The organism is Algoriphagus vanfongensis DSM 17529 (assembly GCF_000429465.1).
In the GTDB taxonomy this organism is placed as follows: domain Bacteria; phylum Bacteroidota; class Bacteroidia; order Cytophagales; family Cyclobacteriaceae; genus Algoriphagus; species Algoriphagus vanfongensis.
This window is the reverse complement of sequence record NZ_AUBX01000015.1, coordinates 208,143-227,196: the sequence shown is the minus strand read 5'-3', so window position 1 is coordinate 227,196 and position 19,054 is coordinate 208,143. Positions and strand designations below refer to the sequence as shown.

Annotated in this window: 21 protein-coding genes and 2 tRNA genes; 11 read left to right on the top strand and 12 right to left on the bottom strand. The window is 41.4% G+C overall.

Features of this window, described 5'->3' with window-relative positions; genetic code table 11:
* Positions 1-81: 81 nt before the first annotated feature.
* Entirely contained in the window at positions 82-858 is a 777-nt protein-coding gene (gene dapF / locus G460_RS0114290; protein WP_035464517.1) for a diaminopimelate epimerase, read from the bottom strand.
* A gap of 166 nt (positions 859-1,024) precedes the next feature.
* On the opposite strand from dapF, the gene G460_RS0114285 reads away from it, so the two are divergent.
* The gene (locus G460_RS0114285) at positions 1,025-1,783 is read left to right on the top strand and encodes a superoxide dismutase (RefSeq protein WP_026956000.1); all 759 of its coding nucleotides are present in this window, start codon (positions 1,025-1,027) and stop codon (positions 1,781-1,783) included.
* Positions 1,784-1,857: 74 nt separating this feature from the next.
* The gene (locus tag G460_RS0114280) at positions 1,858-2,325 is read left to right on the top strand and encodes a pyrophosphohydrolase domain-containing protein (RefSeq protein ID WP_026955999.1); all 468 of its coding nucleotides are present in this window, start codon (positions 1,858-1,860) and stop codon (positions 2,323-2,325) included.
* Positions 2,326-2,327: 2 nt separating this feature from the next.
* Here G460_RS0114280 and G460_RS21905 read toward each other — a convergent pair whose 3' ends face one another.
* From G460_RS21905 to mutS, 5 genes are all read right to left on the bottom strand, one after another.
* Positions 2,328-3,179, bottom strand: a complete 852-nt coding sequence (locus G460_RS21905; protein WP_051316053.1) for a mechanosensitive ion channel family protein — start codon at positions 3,177-3,179, stop codon at positions 2,328-2,330.
* Positions 3,180-3,247: 68 nt separating this feature from the next.
* Positions 3,248-4,699 (bottom strand): betaine-aldehyde dehydrogenase, encoded by a 1,452-nt coding sequence (betB, locus tag G460_RS0114270; RefSeq protein ID WP_026955998.1) that lies wholly within the window; start codon positions 4,697-4,699, stop codon positions 3,248-3,250.
* Between the two features lie 162 nt (positions 4,700-4,861).
* Positions 4,862-4,945 (bottom strand) — tRNA-Leu (locus G460_RS0114265).
* 73 nt (positions 4,946-5,018) lie between these two features.
* Positions 5,019-5,091, bottom strand: a tRNA-Gly gene (locus G460_RS0114260).
* A 153-nt stretch (positions 5,092-5,244) separates the two neighbouring features.
* Positions 5,245-7,848: a DNA mismatch repair protein MutS gene (gene mutS / locus G460_RS0114255; protein ID WP_026955997.1), complete on the bottom strand. Its 2,604-nt coding sequence runs from the start codon at positions 7,846-7,848 to the stop codon at positions 5,245-5,247.
* A gap of 78 nt (positions 7,849-7,926) precedes the next feature.
* Here mutS and G460_RS0114250 point away from each other — a divergent pair, with 78 nt between their 5' ends.
* A complete protein-coding gene (locus tag G460_RS0114250; RefSeq protein WP_084421335.1) occupies positions 7,927-8,460 on the top strand; it encodes an RNA methyltransferase in 534 nt (177 codons plus the stop codon).
* A 41-nt stretch (positions 8,461-8,501) separates the two neighbouring features.
* On the opposite strand, the gene G460_RS0114245 is transcribed toward G460_RS0114250, so the two are convergent.
* Genes G460_RS0114245 through G460_RS0114220 form a run of 6 tightly spaced genes read right to left on the bottom strand, consistent with a single transcriptional unit; the run spans position 8,502 to position 12,019 of the window.
* Positions 8,502-8,915 carry a hypothetical protein gene (locus tag G460_RS0114245; protein WP_026955995.1) on the bottom strand — a complete coding sequence of 138 codons (414 nt, stop codon included), beginning with the start codon at positions 8,913-8,915 and terminating at the stop codon, positions 8,502-8,504.
* 23 nt (positions 8,916-8,938) lie between these two features.
* Entirely contained in the window at positions 8,939-9,382 is a 444-nt protein-coding gene (locus G460_RS0114240) for a PaaI family thioesterase (RefSeq protein WP_169817515.1), read from the bottom strand.
* A gap of 10 nt (positions 9,383-9,392) precedes the next feature.
* Complete coding sequence (locus G460_RS0114235) at positions 9,393-9,971, bottom strand: hypothetical protein (protein WP_026955993.1); 579 nt, start codon at positions 9,969-9,971, stop codon at positions 9,393-9,395.
* A gap of 40 nt (positions 9,972-10,011) precedes the next feature.
* Complete coding sequence (locus tag G460_RS0114230) at positions 10,012-10,770, bottom strand: SDR family NAD(P)-dependent oxidoreductase (RefSeq protein ID WP_026955992.1); 759 nt, start codon at positions 10,768-10,770, stop codon at positions 10,012-10,014.
* A complete protein-coding gene (locus G460_RS0114225) occupies positions 10,767-11,315 on the bottom strand; it encodes a YfiT family bacillithiol transferase (protein ID WP_026955991.1) in 549 nt (182 codons plus the stop codon). Before G460_RS0114225 ends, G460_RS0114230 begins: the two co-directional genes overlap by 4 nt.
* Positions 11,316-11,320: 5 nt before the next feature.
* Positions 11,321-12,019, bottom strand: coding sequence for a ComF family protein (locus G460_RS0114220; protein WP_026955990.1), 699 nt, complete (start codon positions 12,017-12,019; stop codon positions 11,321-11,323).
* A gap of 79 nt (positions 12,020-12,098) precedes the next feature.
* Between G460_RS0114220 and G460_RS0114215 the strand changes: the two genes are divergently transcribed.
* The 8 genes from G460_RS0114215 (at position 12,099) to G460_RS0114180 (ending at position 18,962) form a co-directional block, all read left to right on the top strand.
* Positions 12,099-12,440 carry a carboxymuconolactone decarboxylase family protein gene (locus G460_RS0114215; protein WP_026955989.1) on the top strand — a complete coding sequence of 114 codons (342 nt, stop codon included), beginning with the start codon at positions 12,099-12,101 and terminating at the stop codon, positions 12,438-12,440.
* A 6-nt stretch (positions 12,441-12,446) separates the two neighbouring features.
* Complete coding sequence (locus tag G460_RS0114210; RefSeq protein ID WP_026955988.1) at positions 12,447-12,809, top strand: hypothetical protein; 363 nt, start codon at positions 12,447-12,449, stop codon at positions 12,807-12,809.
* A gap of 3 nt (positions 12,810-12,812) precedes the next feature.
* Positions 12,813-13,577 (top strand): exodeoxyribonuclease III, encoded by a 765-nt coding sequence (locus G460_RS0114205; protein ID WP_026955987.1) that lies wholly within the window; start codon positions 12,813-12,815, stop codon positions 13,575-13,577.
* Positions 13,578-13,612: 35 nt separating this feature from the next.
* Positions 13,613-14,014: an ATP-binding protein gene (locus tag G460_RS0114200; protein ID WP_026955986.1), complete on the top strand. Its 402-nt coding sequence runs from the start codon at positions 13,613-13,615 to the stop codon at positions 14,012-14,014.
* A gap of 1 nt (position 14,015) precedes the next feature.
* Complete coding sequence (gene ybeY, locus G460_RS0114195) at positions 14,016-14,441, top strand: rRNA maturation RNase YbeY (RefSeq protein WP_026955985.1); 426 nt, start codon at positions 14,016-14,018, stop codon at positions 14,439-14,441.
* Between the two features lie 78 nt (positions 14,442-14,519).
* On the top strand, positions 14,520-16,385 hold the full coding sequence (gene mnmG / locus G460_RS0114190; RefSeq protein ID WP_026955984.1) for a tRNA uridine-5-carboxymethylaminomethyl(34) synthesis enzyme MnmG: 1,866 nt from the start codon (positions 14,520-14,522) through the stop codon (positions 16,383-16,385).
* Complete coding sequence (locus G460_RS0114185) at positions 16,375-17,280, top strand: class I SAM-dependent methyltransferase (protein WP_026955983.1); 906 nt, start codon at positions 16,375-16,377, stop codon at positions 17,278-17,280. The genes mnmG and G460_RS0114185 overlap by 11 nt, the downstream gene beginning before the upstream one ends.
* Positions 17,277-18,962: an Ig-like domain-containing domain gene (locus G460_RS0114180; RefSeq protein ID WP_026955982.1), complete on the top strand. Its 1,686-nt coding sequence runs from the start codon at positions 17,277-17,279 to the stop codon at positions 18,960-18,962. The genes G460_RS0114185 and G460_RS0114180 overlap by 4 nt, the downstream gene beginning before the upstream one ends.
* The last annotated feature ends 92 nt before the right edge of the window (positions 18,963-19,054 follow it).

The following is a 19,054-nucleotide window of genomic DNA, read 5'->3' as shown; positions in this document are numbered from 1 at the left end:
TAAAATCGGGCTCTAAAATTAAGCTCTTTTTATTACAATTGATAATTCACCGATCGATCTCTCTGTCGGTGCTTTGGATGATTAAATTTCTATTTCTCCCCGGTAAACTTGCGTGGCTGGCCCAGTCAGCCATACTTCGTCGAGGCTTCCATCTGGATTTCTATGAAAGCGTACTGAAAGATGGCCTCCCAGAGTCCTGATCTTGATAGTAGCATCCACTGCGTCTTTGGCATAAGCAATCGCAGCAGCTGTGACACCCGTTCCACAGGAAAGGGTCTCATTTTCCACACCCCTTTCGTAAGTCCTCACAAATATCTCCTCTTTAGATAGGGCCTCCACAAAATTGACATTGGTACCTGCTGGCGCATACATCGCATCATAGCGGACTTTTTTGCCTTCTTCAAAGACTGGATAGTCTTCAATATCCTCTACCATCCGGATGTGGTGAGGAGAGCCAGTGTTCACAAAAGCATCTCTGTCTTTGGTCTCGATACCGGATACATTGCCCATTTTCAGCTCTACTTGCTCGCCGTTCCATACGGCATCATGAGGTCCGTCAATTGCCAGGAAGTGCGTTTTTTCGGAGATTATGCCCAAAAAACCTGAAAACGCCACCGCACATCGGGCTCCATTGCCACACATGCTCTGAGATCCATCGGCATTGAAATAGATCATCTCAAAATCATAATCGGGGTGGTTGCGGATCAAAATCAATCCATCGGCTCCGATCCCAAACTTGCGGTCACAAAGCTTGGAAACCAAGGCCAAATCCTTTTCATCAAAATTTTCGTCCCGGTCATCTATCATGACAAAGTCATTGCCGGTACCTTGATATTTATAGAAAATCGTCTGTTTCATGGGAATAAGTCCTTGGTCAAAAACCCAACCAAGCGCCAGTTTGCATGCAAACATAACCAACTTGTCACAAAATCGGACTTAATGTCTGACTATCAATTTCAATTCTGCATGATATTGGTTAGTTTCAAATTCCGATACTATTATTTAACCAACCAACAGTTCCCTTATGAAAGCAATAGAAAACAACATATCCAGAAGGAAATTTCTATCCGACAGTTCCAAAGCCAGCATCGCCATGAGCTTGGTAGGCACCGGAGTTCTTTCTGCCTGCAGTGGATCTGCCAACGGAGCGGAAAAGGCCATTTTGGTCACCTCTTTCACCCAGACTCCTTTGGCTTACGATTATGCCGCTTTGGCGCCAAATATCGATGCCATGACTATGGAAATCCACTATACCAAGCATGCCGCCGGCTATGCCAAAAATCTGGGAGATGCCATCGGCGAGGAAAACGTGGATGCCAATATGCCATTGGAAGATGTACTGGCCAATGTATCCAAGTACTCCACCAAAATGAGGAACAATGGAGGCGGACATTACAATCATGAATTATTCTGGAAAGTGCTGACTCCGGATGGAGGAGGCAAGCCCGAAGGCGAACTGGCTGTTGCCATCGACTCTTCTTTTGGAAGCTTTGATGCTTTTTCTGAAGAATTCAACAATGCGGCCAAAACGAGATTTGGCTCTGGATGGGCTTGGCTGGTCGTCGATGCTGACAAAAAGTTAGCAGTGGGCTCTACCCCAAATCAAGATAACCCGCTGATGGATATTTCGGATTTCAAAGGCACTCCGCTTTTAGGGCTGGACGTATGGGAGCATGCCTATTATTTAAACTATCAAAACCGCAGACCAGATTATGTATCAGCATTTTGGAATGTGATCAACTGGAAAACTGTCTCAGAAAGATTTGCGGCAGCATCCATGTAATTCCTGAAATCAAAACGAAGAAAGGCCGGAAATTCCGGCCTTTTTCATTTATTTCGAATCCTAAAATCAATACTATGCAAGATCCCAAGTCACTTACTTCAGTCGCTTTATTTCACGAAACATTCAAGCATCCTGTAATCGCCGAGCCGACTATTCCTTCTGAGACGCGATGCAATCTCCGGGTTTCCCTACTTGCCGAGGAGCTAAAAGAACTCGAACAAGCTATTCAGGACAATGATTTGGTCGAAATAGCCGATGCACTTTGTGATTTGCAATACGTACTCTCTGGAGCCATTTTGGAGTTTGGTTTGGGCGAAAAATTCAAAACTCTTTTCGATGAAGTCCAGCGCTCCAATATGAGCAAAGCCTGCGTGTCAGAAGAAGAAGCCAAAGCCACAGTGGCACATTATCAGGCAAAAGGCACAGCGTGTTTCTACGAAAAAGAAGGAGATCTCTTCTTGGTATTCAGAGAAGGAGATCGCAAGACCTTGAAATCAGTCAATTATTCTCCGGCGGATCTAAAGGGTATTTTAGAAAAATAGAATCAAGAGGTTTTTAGGGTTTCATCCCGATAATTCTTGAGCTCCAATACTCGGGCCGGCATCGTAAAGCCGGCCTTTTCCATTGCCGTCAATACTTGTATAATAGCGACAGACTTGACCTCAGTATCGGCTATTTTTCTGTCAAACGTATCCACCCAAAAAGTCACCTGAAGATTGATGGTGCTTTCTGCCAAATCAGAAACCCAGACATTCGGTTTTTTTACATTGGTCAATACACCTTCTACCTCCATCAGCGTTTCTCGGATCAGGATCATCGCCCCGGTGTAATCTGAGCCATAGTCCAAACCTATCGTGAAATCATAGCGGAGAAAGCCATCGATCGTAAAATTGATCAGTGGATTCTTGATGATCTGAGCATTGGGAATAAAAACATCCTTTCCATCAGCAGTTTTGACCTGTGTATCACGCAGATTTAGTGTCAGGACTGTTCCTCTGATCCCATTGATATCCACAATGTCGCCGACCCGAAAGGGCCTTTTGAAAGCTAATAGAATTCCGGCAAGGAAGTTTTCTCCGATATCTTTCAACGCAAAGCCGATGATAAAAGCAGAAATGCCAGCACCTGCCAACAGGCCAGATACCACACCCGTGAGTCCAATGATCCGAAACACGATCATCAGACCTATCAGGATCACTACCGAGCCAAAGACTCCAGCCAGGAAATTGGCCAAAAGGTCATCCTCCATCCTTTTCACAAGCCGTATCCGCAGAAATGCTTTGGACTTGTTAGCCAAAAAGAGAAAAAGCAGAAAAGTGGCCAGAGCCATTCCTGCGATGATCAACCAATGTTTGGTAGCAGACCAGTCTTGGGGTAAAAATTCAAATTCTTCCATCAGGTCTTAAAATACAAAAAAGGCCAACAGAATCCCTAAAAATTTCTGTTGGCCTTGAGTTCATAAGCTTACTCGAAAGGATTGCCTAGATCGTTCATGGCAACGTAGACCGTTTTAAGCTGAGAGTAGTGTTCTATGGCAGCCAAGCCATTCTCTCTACCGATTCCGGATTGTTTATATCCTCCAAAGGGTATTTCGACGGGATTGATATTATAGGTATTGATCCAGCACATGCCTGCTTGCAACTTTCCAACAACTCGATGTGCTCTCCGGATATTTTGTGTGTAGACTCCTGCGGCCAAACCAAACGGGGTGTCATTGGCACGACGGATCACCTCTTCCTCAGAATCAAAAGTCAAGAGAGATAGGACAGGACCGAAAATTTCTTCCCGGACGATTTTCATCTCATCCGAATCGCAGCTAAAAATTGTAGGTTCTACAAAATATCCACCTTCACATCCTGAGATCTTTTTTTGATTTCCTCCCAATACCAATTCAGCCTCTTTTTTTCCCTCTGAGATGTAGTACATCACCTTTTCGAAATGAGTCTGGTTGATCAATGCGCCAATATGAGTTTCAGGATCTGTGGGATCTCCGACGATCAGTTCTTTGGTTCTGTTCAGTAGCTTTTCCAAAAATCGATCTCGGATAGCTTGATGGACAAAAACTCGGGTACCATTGCTGCAGATTTCACCTTGGGTGTAGAAGTTTCCAAGCATAACTCCATTGACAGCTTCCTCCAAATCTGCATCTTCAAAAATAACAATGGGAGATTTCCCGCCCAGTTCCAGCGTGACATGCTTGAGCGTATCAGCGGATGCAGTCATGACTTTTTTACCTGTGCCGACCTCACCGGTGATCGATACTTTTGCAATTTCTGGATGGGAAGTCATCATTTTTCCTACCTCCGCATCTCCTTGGATCACATTGAATACTCCATCTGGCATACCTGCTTCCCGAAATACCTCTGCCAATTTGAAAGCAGTCAAAGGCGTCAATTCAGCTGGCTTGAATAACATCACATTGCCGCAAGCCAAAGCTGGAGCTGCTTTCCAGCAGGCAATTTGAATCGGATAGTTCCACGCTCCAATACCAGCACAAATTCCCAGTGGTTCTCTTTTGGTATAGGCAAAATCTCCACCCAACTCATGGTGCTGACCATGCAAGGAAGGGGCTAGGCCTGCATAATATTCCAAACAATCAGCTCCAGAAATCACGTCAACAGCAAGTGTCTCACGAATCGGCTTACCCGTATCCTGACATTCCAAAATGGCCAATTCATCATTTTTCTCTCTCAGAATCTGAGACGCCCGGTGCAAAATTCTACCTCGCTCTGTGGGAGACATCGCTGACCAAACCTGAAAGCCTCTTTTGGCTGAGGCGATGGCTTTTTCAAAATCATCTTGCGAAGCTGATGTGACTTCATGAGTTTTTTCACCTGTGGCAGGGTTGAAGTTATCAAAGTGCTTTCCTCTCCCTAAGACGGGTTGATTATCTATAAATAAGGGTATTTTTTGCATTTTCTGAGAATTTATTGCCTTTATCAAAGATAAAAGTTGAATGGTCATTCAAAGTTAGAGGTCTCATCAGACTGTCCCAAAAAAGCTCGTATTGATTTTTAAAAAATTCAAGCCAAAAACAAAAAGCCTCGCCCACGATAACTATCGTGACGAGGCTTTGAGTACCAGGAGCGGGAATCGAACCCGCACGGCCTAAAGGCCACAAGATTTTAAGTCTTGCGTGTCTACCTATTCCACCATCCCGGCTTACACTATTCGAAAATAGAGTTTTGCTACAATTGTCCTAAAACAACAAAGCCCTTGAATCAAGGGCTAAATGAGCGAGAGACGAGATTCGAACTCGCGACCCCGACCTTGGCAAGGTCGTGCTCTACCAACTGAGCTACTCTCGCTTATATGTTGAACTCGGAACGTGATCCGAGCGAATTGTGGATGCAAAGGTAAGCACCAAATTCATTTTCACAATACTTCAACCAAGAAATTTTTATCCCCCATTTCCATCCCACTTGATATCGCTTGAGTATCAAGTGTTTTTAGTAGATAAATTATTCTAACTTTTTCTTCACCTCATGCAGCTTAAGCAAGGCTTCGATAGGAGAGATTGCGTTGATATCGATCAAATCCAGAAGTTCTTTGGCTTCTTTAAATTTGGGATCCATCTCGAAAAGACTCAATTGGAAATTGTTTTTCGGTACAGACTTCATGTTTTCCTTGTCATGTACCATAGCCTTATCCTTTTCGAGGTGAGACATGATCTCAGCAGCTCGAAGCACAACAGGATTAGGCATGCCTGCCATCTGAGCTACGTGGATACCAAAGCTATGCTCCGATCCACCCTCTTTTAGCTTTCTCATGAAAATGACCTTATTGCCCACTTCCTTGACAGAAACATTGAAGTTTTTGATTCTCGGAAAATCCTCCGTCAATTGATTCAACTCATGATAGTGCGTGGCAAAAAGCGTCTTGGCTTTGAAATTCTGATGATTGTGTAGGTACTCCACGATAGACCAAGCAATGGAAATACCATCATAGGTGGATGTTCCCCGACCAATCTCATCCATCAGCACCAAGCTCCGATCAGAAAGATTATTCAAAATACTGGCCGTCTCGGTCATTTCCACCATAAACGTGGATTCTCCTCTGGATAGATTATCAGAAGCTCCGACACGGGTAAAGACTTTGTCAATGATCCCTACTCTAGCAAAAGACGCAGGCACAAAACTTCCCATCTGAGCCATCAAAACTATCAAAGCCGTTTGTCTCAAAAGAGCTGATTTACCAGCCATGTTAGGACCAGTAATGATGATGATCTGCTGGCTATCATGATCTAGGTAAATATCATTGGGAATATAATCCTCTCCTGGAGGTAGTTGTTTTTCGATCACAGGGTGACGACCATCTTTGATCTCCAAAGTCTCAGTATCCGACACCTTCGGCCTGCAATAGCCATTGCTTAGAGCTACTTTGGCAAAGGAAAGTAAGGCATCCAGCGTCCCGATGATACGGGCATTTTGCTGGATTTGAGTGACAAATTGCCCTGTCTCAGCTACCAATTCTTGAAAATACTTTTGCTCCAAAGCGATCATACGCTCCTCGGCATTCAAGATTTTCTCTTCGTATTCTTTGAGCTCGGGAGTGATGTAGCGCTCAGCATTGACCAATGTCTGCTTGCGTATCCATTCCTGAGGCACTTTATCTTTGTGCGCATGCGTCACTTCTAGATAGTAGCCAAACACTTTATTGTAGGCTATTTTCAAAGAGCTGATACCTGTATTTTGTATTTCCCTTTGTTGGATTTGCACCAGATAGTCTTTCCCGGAGTTTGCGAGCTTTCGGTACTCATCCAGATCAGGATCCACCCCATCTTTGATTACTCCTCCTTGATGGACCAGCATCGGCGCATCTTCCTGCAGCTCATTCTCGATTTTTTCCAAGATGTAGTCACATGGATGAATTTGATCAGAAAGCCGCTTTAAAGTCGAATTAGATTGATTTTTCAGAAGATCTTTGATCGGTAAGATTGCTTTCAATGCTCTCCTGATTTGATTCATTTCGCGAGGATTGGCACGACCCACTACCACTTTGGAGATTAGTCGCTCCAAATCTCCAATATGCTTGAGTTGATCTACGATCTCATCTATCGTCATTGGGTTTTGATAGAAAAAATCCACAACATTGAGTCTTTCTTCGATTGGAGACTTTTCTTTCAAAGGCAGCACCATCCACTTTTTCATCATTCGGGAACCCATCGGAGTCACCGTCTGATCCAAAATCTGAATCAATGGAACCCCACCTTCATGCTGGGGAAAAACCAATTCAAGGTTTCTGATGGTAAACTTGTCCAGCCATACGTATTTCTCTTCTGCTATCCTCGATATAGCCGATACGTGCTGGATTTCCTTATGCTCCGTTTCCTCCAAATAAAATAAAATCGCCCCCGCTGCCACGATGCCCATTTCCAAGTCCTCGACACCAAAACCTTTCAGATTGCTGGTCTCAAAATGGGTTTTGAGTTTTTCGTAAGTATAATCGTACTGATAGACCCAATCCTCGCAATGAAAAGTGATGAAATCATTTTTGATCAGATCAGCAGCTGCTTTTTTTGCAGCTTTGGAATAGATGATTTCAGAAGGAGCGAAGCTTTGCAGTAGCTTGTCGATATAGGATGCATTGCCCTCGGCACACATAAATTCCCCAGTAGAAACGTCCAAAAAGGCAATTCCATGTTTTTCTTTTCCAAAATGAATGGATGCCAAATAGTTGTTTTTGCGGGTATCGAGCACCTGATCATTGTAGGAAAGGCCAGGGGTCACCAATTCGGTCACGCCTCGCTTGACTATCCCTTTGACGGATTTGGGATCTTCGAGCTGATCACAGATCGCTACACGATTGCCAGCTCTGACCAATTTGGGCAAATAATTGTCCAAGGAATGATGTGGAAAACCTGCCAATTCGATGTGCGAAGCCGAGCCATTGGCTCTTTTGGTGAGTACGATATCCAATACTTTACTAGCCACTACGGCATCTTCTCCGAAGGTTTCATAAAAATCTCCCACACGAAACAGCAACAAAGCACCAGGATGCTTTGCTTTGATTGCATTGTATTGCTTCATCAAAGGTGTTTCTTTTCCGTTTTTGGCCTTACTCATGAGTCAGTTTAATTCTCTTAAATTTGGGGGATCGAATAAAGTCTGAAAATAGACCATAAGCAAGGCAGATCAAAAAAGATGAAGAAATTAAGTATGGATGAGCTGGAAAGGCTCAGCATTGAAGAATACAAAGACACCAAGAAATCACCGATTGTCCTTGTGCTGGACAATGTAAGAAGTCTCAATAATGTCGGCTCGGCTTTTCGTACCGGCGATGCTTTTCGCATAGAAAAAATCTACCTCTGTGGCATCACGGGCACACCACCGCATCGGGACATCCAAAAGACAGCATTGGGAGCTACCGAATCTGTAGAATGGGAATACTGTCTCAATACCGGCATAGCTGTAGAAAAATTGAAAGCAGATGGCTACCAACTCTGCGCATTGGAGCAGGTCGACGAATCTATCATGCTCAATAATTTTAAGCCTCAAAAAGATCAAAAATATGCACTGATCTTCGGAAATGAGGTTTTTGGAGTGGAAGAATCCGTTCTCAAAGCCTGCGATCAAGTACTCGAAATCCCCCAATTGGGCACCAAGCATTCTCTGAATATATCGGTATCCTTGGGTATTGCCGTATGGGATCTGATGGTGAAACTGGAGCAGTTTTAAATCAAAAAAGGGAGAATCATCAAATTCTCCCTTTTTGTTTTTTAATCCTTTAGAAAGCGATATCGAATCCCGAAAGATCCTCGAAATATTTGTTCATCACTGAAGCCAATAATGGGTGCACCTTCTATATGAAAGCCAAAATCTTTTTGCTCAAATGGATAAATATTCAAACCTACAGGAATAGCGATTCCATCAAACGTGCCAACTTGCAAACCTGCTCCTCCATAAAAATCAAACCTTTCCGTCTTTTTGAAAATGTAGTTGGCGACCAACTCAGCTGAGAGACTTTCAAAATAAGTGTCTGTTCCTACTCTAAATTCAGGAATCCATTTTTCCCCGAATTGGTGATTAACACCCAAAAAGGGCAAATTGCTCTGGTGGAATGAAATTGTAGTTTGTGAAAAAGCCGAAATAGAGAGAATGCAAAAGCTGAAAACAAAAAAGAGTTTTTTCATAGATTATTTTTTTGGTTTAAAGATCAAAATCCAAGGTCTTTTATTTTCACATGAGTTTTGATCATGTTCGAACTGGCCTTTGCCACTACTTTCCCTGAATCTTTAGTAATAACGGCCTCCCAATGATTTAGGTTAGATCCTGAGCGAACTAATTTTGCAGAAACAAATAACTGCTCTCCAATCCGAGCTGAGGACAGGAAATCCACATTCAAATTGATCGAAGTCATCAAAAATTCAGATTCGGCAACAAAGTTGGCCATGCCGATCACATCATCCATCATCAGAGAAGCTACGCCTCCGTGAAGGATTTTGGCCGGATTGCACATGCGATCAGAAACAGTATAGGATACTTTGATCTGTCCTACTTCGATTTCCATCAAGGTACCTGCCAGCCAGTTGCCGGCAGCCGAAGGAGTTTGGTCAAGTGTTTTTCCGATTTGCGATTTGAAAAGTTCTAGTGGAGTCATAAGCATTACTTTAGGTTTCGATGATCCTAAAGTAATCTTCCAAAGTCCTTTTGAGTCCTTCCTTTTCTACTTCTTTTGTCCAAATCGGAATTTTTTGTCCTTGATCAAAAATATAAAAGCGTGAATTTGATTCGAGATAGGGCCGTAGTTTCTGGATATGCTGTCCATGCTCAAACTTATTTCCATCATCCAATACATACTTCTTTTCGGTAGAATCAGCCTCAACTAAGATCTCCAATGGCCAATCCAGCCCGACAGGCTCAAGATAGAGATAGGCCTCATCCTGGGGAGGATTAAGAATCAAAATCAACTGGATAGAAGGCGAGCCTGACTCAGCCAGCAAGTCCTCATGTCTAAATAAGGCCATGCCAGCATCCGATCGGATTTCCCGCTCATAGACGATAGATTTCACATTCAAAAAATAGAGACGGGCGGAATCACTCATTCGGAAAGTCCTGTCTTCTCCGGTATTGTCAGCACGATAAGAATTGAAAAAGGAAAGAATCAAAACCAGCAGAATAGACGCCGAACCGAATATTTTGAGGATTCGTACGAGTTCGGGGGTGAAGACGGGATCTCTTTTGATCATGGGGATACTAGAAATGATCAGCCAGAATGAATATCAATAGCTATCTGACATAAGACCCAGCATTGATATCAATGGACGTTCCGGTGGCATGATCTGCAAGACCAGAACAAAGCAAAGTCACCATGGGAGCAATATCTTCAGGTCTTGTGAGCTCATTGAGTGCGATATCATTGAGTGCAAATTCCTCTCCATATTCGGCTAGAATCTCCTCAGCCATGTCAGTGCGGGTAAATCCTGGAGCTATCAAAAAAGCCTTGATGCCCTGTTTGCCATAGTGCCTTGCAATCGATCGGGTCAGACTTACCAGGGCACCTTTGGAAGCTCCATAAGCTAAATAATCGGTGGTATCCCCTCTAAAAGCAGCTCTCGAAGAGATAGTGACTATTCTACCTTGCTGTTGGCTTTTCGCCTGATCGACAAATTCCTTGCACAAAATTCCGACAGCCGTTGAATTTACCGCCATAGTCTTTTCCCAAACCTTTAGCCAATCACTTGTAGGCAAGGTATCTGGAGCTGCCATAGCAATGCCGGCATTATTCACCAATCCAGTCAGAGGACCATATTTCTCTTCCAAGGAAGGAATAAATCCCATAACCTGAGATGAGTCCTCCAAATCACATTTTTCAATAAATGCTGGATTTTTCAGTTCGTGGAGCAATTTTTCCGCTTCTCTAGGATTGGAATTGAAATGGATGATCACTTCAGCACCTGAGTCAGATAGTTGCTTTGCTATCGCCCTTCCTATCCCTCTGGAAGCTCCCGTGACCAAGATTCTTTGGTTCTTCAGTGAAATATTCATGAGACAGGAGTCGTCCAGTTTTCCCTGATCATCAATTGCTGAATATGTGCCAAATGATGCAAAGAATGCCAGGCATACATATGTGCCACCTCAAGTAGACTTTGTTCCTTCTGGCTTTCCGGATGAAAATAAGATTTCTGAAGATCTTCTTCGCTCATCGAATCAAGCAGAGAACACCATTTAGCATGGATGATCCGAATAAGTGCTAAAGAAGAATCAATTTCAAAGCTATAGTCAGAAAGTTTGGCCCACTCGGCTTCGTCGTAAGGTTTAATAATAGGAGTAGATTCTGTCAGGGCAAGTTTAAAACGAATTAATGCATTCATATGGCTGTCTCCAACATGATGCACCAGCTGACGAACGGTCCAACCACCTGGGCGATAGGGTGTATCTATCTGATTATCTGTTAGATTTTCTACTGTTTGGGACAAAAACTCAGGCAAATTTCTGATTGTCTGAATGGATTCTTTCAGGCTTTCTGAATCAGATTGTGGATTAAATGCAAACTTTCCGATAGGATATTTTAGTTGTTCGATGTCTATCATTGCTCTTAGATTTTACCACCGGCTGCGATGGTGACTAAATCTACGTTTTTTGCACCATTAGCCCAAAGGACATTGGCACATGCACATAAGGTGGCTCCAGTAGTGATCACATCATCCACCAGTAAAATCGATTTTCCGCTCACCTTCGATGCAGATATGCATTGGAAAACATCCTCGACATTTTGAAGTCGCTCCAGACGTGATTTTTTGGTCTGAGTCTCTGTGAAAACAGCTCTATTAATTAGGTTTTCCATAGGAATAGCCAATCTTTCCCCCAAGCCTTTTGCAAATTCCTCACTTTGATTGTAGCCCCTTCGTTGATGCTTGATTGGGTGAAGCGGTACCGGGACCAATACATCCCAAGCTGTACTAGTACCCTGCTGAAATAAGAGTGCAGCATAGTTTTTACCTAGCAGTCGCGCTATCTCGGGTTTATTTCTATACTTCAAAAGGTGGAGAATTTGCTGACTTTGGCCTGACTTGGTGAATTTGAGATAAGCCATTACCTGATCAGCTCTCGTCAATCCTGCTATTTTGGACTTGAGGTCATTGTCCCGAGATCGAAGGTGATAGGATGTCACGGGCAATTGGCCCAGGCATGCCAGACAAATCACACCTTCGGACTCCAATAGAGTCTGTGCACACAAGGGACAGTTCCTTGGGAATATCAAATCAAAAAAATCTTTCAGAAAAAGTAAACGCATAGGCGCTGAAGTCTGTTATTCAATCTCCTGACATAATAGCTGTATATTTGCAGCAGAAAAATCCTAAAGCATTAATTTAATGAATTTGATAGAGGAATTCAATGATTATCGGGCTCGCATGAATGATAAAATCATGGCCGAGGACAATAAAGTGATCAAGCGTTTTTTCAACCTGGATACCAATGCATACGCAGAAGGTGCACTTGACATCAAAAGCAAAGAAATGATAGGCTTGGCCTGTTCCATGGTGTTGCGCTGTGACGACTGTATCAAATATCATTTAGGCAAATGCCATGAAGTGGGATTGGAAAAGAAAGAAATATTTGAAGTATTTTCCATCGCTACTTTGATCGGTGGGTCGATCGTAATCCCCCATCTTCGAAGAGCAGTAGAATACTGGGAACTACTTAAAAATCAATAATTTAAAGTGTTTAAAAGAGATTTAGATCTTGAAAAGAGGTGGTCAAAGCTACTGCTGGGAATTGAAGAAAACATTGGGAAAAAACCCAAAGACCTAAACGGCGTACTCTTTCTTATCGGGGTACAGGAATTAGGCCAGGGAGTGAAGGTGTTTTCCAAAGAGCAAAAGCAGGACCTCATGCATATCGCCATTTGTAAAGTGCTCAGTACGGCAGGATTTTACGAACTGGATCATGTAGATGCTGAAGGCTGGCCTCATTGGAATCTTATTAAAGAATTACCTCATTTTGATCTATTAGATCAAGAAAAGCTCCTGAAGATTCAAATTCTTGAATATTTTGAGAAAGAATATCAAATAGAGATTAAATAAGGCATGAAATTAATTTCCTACAATGTCAATGGAATCAGGGCAGCCATCAACAAAGGTTTTGTAGAGTGGCTCAAAACAGAAAACCCAGATGTCATCGGTATTCAAGAACTCAAAGCTCACATCAACCAGATAGATCCAAGTGTTTTCACTGATTTGGGATACGAACTACACTGGTTTCCAGCTGTGAAAAAGGGCTACTCTGGAGTAGCAATTTTCACCAAAATCAAACCCAAATCCATCAAATTGGGGATGGGCTTGGAAAAATACGATGATGAGGGAAGGTTGATTCAAGTAGATTTCGATAATTTCTCCTTTCTATCGGCCTATTTTCCTTCAGGAACTACGGGAGATATTAGGCAGGATTTCAAATATGAGTTTTTGGATGATATCTATGGATACATGCAGGATTTGAGAAGGAATCATCCCAATTTGATTTTGAGTGGTGATTATAATATCTGTCACAAGGCCATAGACATTCACAACCCGGTAGCGAATAAAAATTCATCAGGATTCTTGCCTGATGAAAGAGCCTGGATGGACAAGTTCACCGAATCGGGATTTATAGACACCTTTCGTTATTTCAATGAAAACCCTCATCAGTATACCTGGTGGAGCTATCGCGCAAATGCCAGAGCTAAGAATCTGGGATGGAGGATAGATTACCATATGGCAACTCAAGAGATGCAGAACAAATTAAAAAGTGCTGTAATTTTACCTGATATCATCCATTCTGATCATTGTCCTATTTCGTTGGAGATTGAAGGATAAATTCAAAAAATTATTACCCATAGCATAAAAAAGGAATGAATTCAATAAAAATTTCAATACCATCTCTGATTGAGAATATAAAAATCATAGAGAGCTTTATTGACAATGCCCGAGAGAAGTTTGAAATAAACGACGATATCTATGGGAATATTATGATTTCGGTGACAGAATGCATCAGCAATGCTATTATCCATGGCAATCAAAGCAACAAGCAGAAGTTGGTTCATTTGGAATTGAAGGCCCAAGATGATCAACTCCAATTTATCATTGAAGATGAAGGAGAGGGCTTTGAAATCGAAACATTGCCAGACCCAACAGCTCCAGAAAATATCGAAAAGCCTGGAGGAAGAGGAATCTTTCTAATCAAAAATCTTACAGACGAGGTGAAATTTGAAGAAGGAGGCAAAAGAACTGTATTATCATTTTACATGGATTAATATGGCAATTCATTTCTTTTCCGAGGAAATTCCTTTTCAATTGAAGCAAAAAAACAACCGCAAAAAGTGGTTGAAGGAAATTGCTCAGGGAGAAAAATTCATCATTCAAGATCTGAATTACATTTTCTGTTCAGATGAATATCTACACCAGATCAATGTCGAATATCTCGATCATGATACTTATACAGACATTATCACATTTGATAATTCTGAAGAAGAAAATGAACTTGAAGGAGATATCTTTATAAGCATTGACCGCGTGAAAGAAAATGCTTCTAAGCATGGCGCTTCCATCGAAGAAGAACTCAGTAGAGTAATCAGCCATGGACTTTACCATTTAATTGGCTATAAGGACAAGAAGAAATCAGAAGCTGAACTTATGAGAAGCAAAGAAGAGTTTGCTATCAATTTATATAAGAATTATTAAACGTTTCACGTGGAACACCTTAGTGAAATCTAAGAAGTTCCAACACACGTTTCACGTGGAACAGTAACACAAAAGATCATGTTTCCAAAATATGATGTCATAGTAGTAGGTGCAGGACATGCGGGCTGTGAAGCTGCTCATGCCGCGGCTAAGATGGGTTCAAGTGTACTATTGTGTACCATGAACATGAATACCATTGCACAAATGTCTTGCAATCCCGCTATGGGAGGTGTAGCTAAAGGGCAAATCGTACGAGAAATTGATGCACTAGGAGGTATGTCAGGGATTATTTCTGACAAATCAATGATTCAATTTCGTATGCTCAATCGATCCAAAGGTCCAGCTATGTGGTCCCCAAGATCCCAAAATGATCGAATGAGATTTGCTGAAGAATGGCGTCTAGCTCTTGAGTCAACTCCGAATGTTGATTTTTGGCAAGAAATGATTGCCGGCATCGTAGTAAAAGACGGAAGAGTAACAGGAGTAAGGACAGCAATAGGGATAGAAATAGAAGCAAATTCAGTGGTTCTTACGAATGGTACATTCTTAAATGGTATCATACATATAGGAGAAAAGCAATTTGGAGGAGGACGAACTGGAGAATCTGCAGCAAAAGGAATAACCGAACAGCTGGTATCGCTGGGATTTGAAGCCGGTAGAATGAAAACCGGAACGCCTCCAAGAGTGGATGGAAGAAGTCTAGACTATTCCAAAATGGAAATCCAGTATGGTGATGAAAACCCGCAGAAGTTTAGCTACTTAGATTCCACACAGCCACTCAAAGAGCAAAGATCCTGTTGGATCACCTATACTAACAAGGATGTTCATGAAACACTGGAGACAGGGTTTGACAGATCACCGATGTTCAATGGAAGAATTCAAGGTTTAGGACCTCGATATTGCCCTTCTATTGAGGATAAAATCAATCGATTTGCTGAGCGAGAAAGGCATCAGATCTTTGTAGAGCCAGAAGGGTGGGATACAGTGGAAATCTATGTCAACGGATTTTCTACGTCACTTCCAGAGGATGTACAATACAAAGCTATGCGCAAAATAGCAGGGTTTGAGAATGCTAAAATGTTCAGACCAGGTTATGCAATAGAGTATGATTATTTTCCACCTACACAACTCAAACTGACGCTAGAAACTCAGCTTATAGAAAACCTCTACTTCGCTGGTCAGATCAATGGCACTACGGGTTACGAAGAAGCTGCATCTCAAGGTCTACTTGCAGGCATCAATGCATCACTCAAAACACAGGAAAAAGACCCATTGATCCTCAAAAGATCAGATGCGTATATCGGTGTACTCATCGATGATCTCATTAATAAAGGCACAGAAGAACCTTACCGAATGTTTACTTCCCGTGCAGAATTCAGATTACTTCTTAGACAAGACAATGCAGATTTGAGATTGACCGATTTAGGTCATCAAATAGGATTGGCTAGTGATGAGAGACTGGATAAAATGCATACAAAGAGGGATCAGACAGCGAAACTGATCAATGACCTTAAACAAAAGAAAGTAGCTCCTGATGAAGTAAATGAGGCACTTCAATCAATACAGACTGCAGAAATCAAAGAAAAGATAAGCGTTGAAAAGTTATTGAAAAGACCACAAGTAGGAATACTAGATCTAAAAACCCTCGACAAGGATTTAGAAATCTATTTGAATAACTATCCAAAAGAAATCCTGGAACAAGCCGAAATTCAAATCAAATACGATAGCTATCTCGAAAAGGAACAACAAATGGTAGAAAAACTATCAAATATGGAAAACTACCGCATTCCTATCAAATTTGACTATTTGGCTATTCCGGCACTCTCTGCTGAAGGAAAGCAGAAATTAAACAAAATAAGACCCGAAACCTTAGGCCAAGCTTCACGCATCAGTGGTGTGTCACCAGCTGACCTATCCATATTGACAGTGTACCTTGGAAAATAAACAGAAAGAGAGATTGACGAAATGCCCACTTTGCAAGAGTGGGCTTTTTCTTAATCATATAGAAGTAACGGACTATGCTGTCAGCAAGGAAACTTTCATCCTTTGCAAGTGTACCCAATGCCAATTGGTATTTACAAATCCACGACCGAGCGAAGATGCTATCCAACCATATTATGACTTCCCAGAATACTATTCCCATGGCAATGAGAACAAATCCTTAACATCCTTTCTCTATAGCCAAGTCAGAAAAATAGCCATTAAAAACAAATATAAGCTAGTAGATTCTTTGAATTCGTCCCACTCCATATTAGATATCGGTTGCGGAACTGGAGATTTTTTATCTTATCTACAAAAGCAAGGATGGCAAGTCCAAGGAATAGAACCCAACAAAAAGGCTCGTCATCAAGCACAGGAAAAATTAGGTATAAAAGTATCTAAAAGCATAGATAAGCTAGAAGAAGACGGAAAGTTCGGTGTGATTACTCTATTTCATGTATTAGAGCATATACATTCATTGAAAAAAGGACTAAAATATATTATAAAATCCTTATTATCAAATGGTTATATACTAATAGCAGTACCAAATCATGAAAGTCAAGATGCTAAAAACTATGGAGCATATTGGGCTGGATGGGACGTGCCAAGACACTTATACCATTTCAATGATGCATCCATAGAATATCTAGCGCAAAAGTACGATCTCCAATTAGTGGACAAAAAACCAATGGTCTTTGACAGTTATTACGTTTCACTTTTATCTGAAAAATATCAAAACCCTAAGTCTTCAATTGTATCCACTTACATGAAATCAATCATGCAAGGATATAAATCCAATCAAGCCGCTGGCAAGAGTGGCATCTATTCAAGCAACCTCTATATTCTACAGAAGAAGTGAAATCCTTTGCATCCATCTTTATAGTCAGCATACTTTTCATCACTGCTTGTGCAAAACAAAGTGCTCCACAGGGCGGACCACGAGACGAAGATCCACCAGTGCTCCTGGAAACCAGTCCCAAAGATCAAAGTCTAAATATCAAGCCTGAAGAGATCTATTTAGTATTTGATGAATATATCAAACTTGACAACCCAAACAAAAACATCATCATCACCCCAAGGCTGAACAAGGATGAAATAGAAACTACCTCTCTAAAAAATGAAGTAAACATAAAGCTCAATCAAGAACTGGAGGATAATACTACTTATGTTTTCAACTTTCAGAAATCTGTACAGGATTTTTCAGAAGGAAACCCAGCAGAAAACCTAAAACTAGTTTTCTCCACAGGCCCGACAATTGACAGTTTGGAAGTAACCGGATCAATCAATTTTTATTATCCAGATAGACGAATACAATACACAGATGTATTAGTAGGTCTGTATCCAGAATCAGACACTACAGATTTATTTACAGCAGCCCCGTATTATATTTCGCAAGTGGATTCATTAGGAAACTTCAAAATCACAAACATCAAAAACGGGAGCTACAGAGCATATGCTTGGAACGATGACAACAATAGCTTAAAAGCAGAATACAAATCAGAAAAGCATGATTTTATCCTAGATACATTGTTGATCAATGAAAATGTCTCAGGACTTCAATTCAACTTGTCCATGGCAGATTTGACTCCTTTAAGGTTCTTAAGATCATCATACTCCAATGGAAGCTATGACTTGATACTCAATAAAAATCCAATCGAAATCAAACTAGAAAATGAAGAACTGGGCAATTCAATTTTCTATACTAAGGAAGACAAACGCATCAAATTATTCTCAGATCATGTAAGAGAAGATAGTCTGTCATTCAATGTGCAATTGATTGATTCTGTTGGAAATCAAGTAGACACTTTGATTTGGGCAAAATTCCCTGAAAACGAAAGAAAACCAGCAGACCTCACCGTCACATCCAATTCAGGAAAGAACTTCCTAGATACCTTAGCGGCGACTTTGACATTCAACAAACCAATCAGTGAAATCAATACAGATTCACTCTACATTCCTCTGGATACCATCAATAGAATTCAGATAACTCCAGAGATGTATTATTTCAAGGATTCACTCATGCGCACAATTCTCGAATTCAAAGTACCACTTCCTGACAGTACAACCATAGATACCTTTGTCCTAACAGCAGCTGATTCTACTTTTAAAGACATAGAAGGGGTATTCAATAGTGCAAGGATCACAGCAAACTATAAAAAGATAAAACCGGAAATACTGGCAGATCTCCTACAGGGAACAATCCAAGATGCCGAAGGTCCATTTATAGTACAGCTCCTCGACAGCAAAGGAAACATCGCGCGGGAGAAATACTTGGAACAAAGCAATGAATATCGCTTTGAAATGATAGAAGCAGGAACCTATAAAATACGAGTAATTGAAGATTCGAATGGAAATCGTCGATGGGATCCAGGAAACTTCTTCGAAAATAGACAAGCAGAAAAGGTATACTATTTCTATTCACCAGAAAATGAAAGTCAGGACATCGTCATCAGAGGAGGATGGGTCAATGAAGGAATCATAATTTACCCTTCCAAATCAAGTGGAATACAGCAACTCAAACCTGTGGAAAACCCAGAATAAACCTGTGGATAATGAACTTATAAAGTATGCTCAACTCACATTTATACACAAGCCACCATCGAATAGAAAGTGTGAAAAGCAAAACAGGGGAT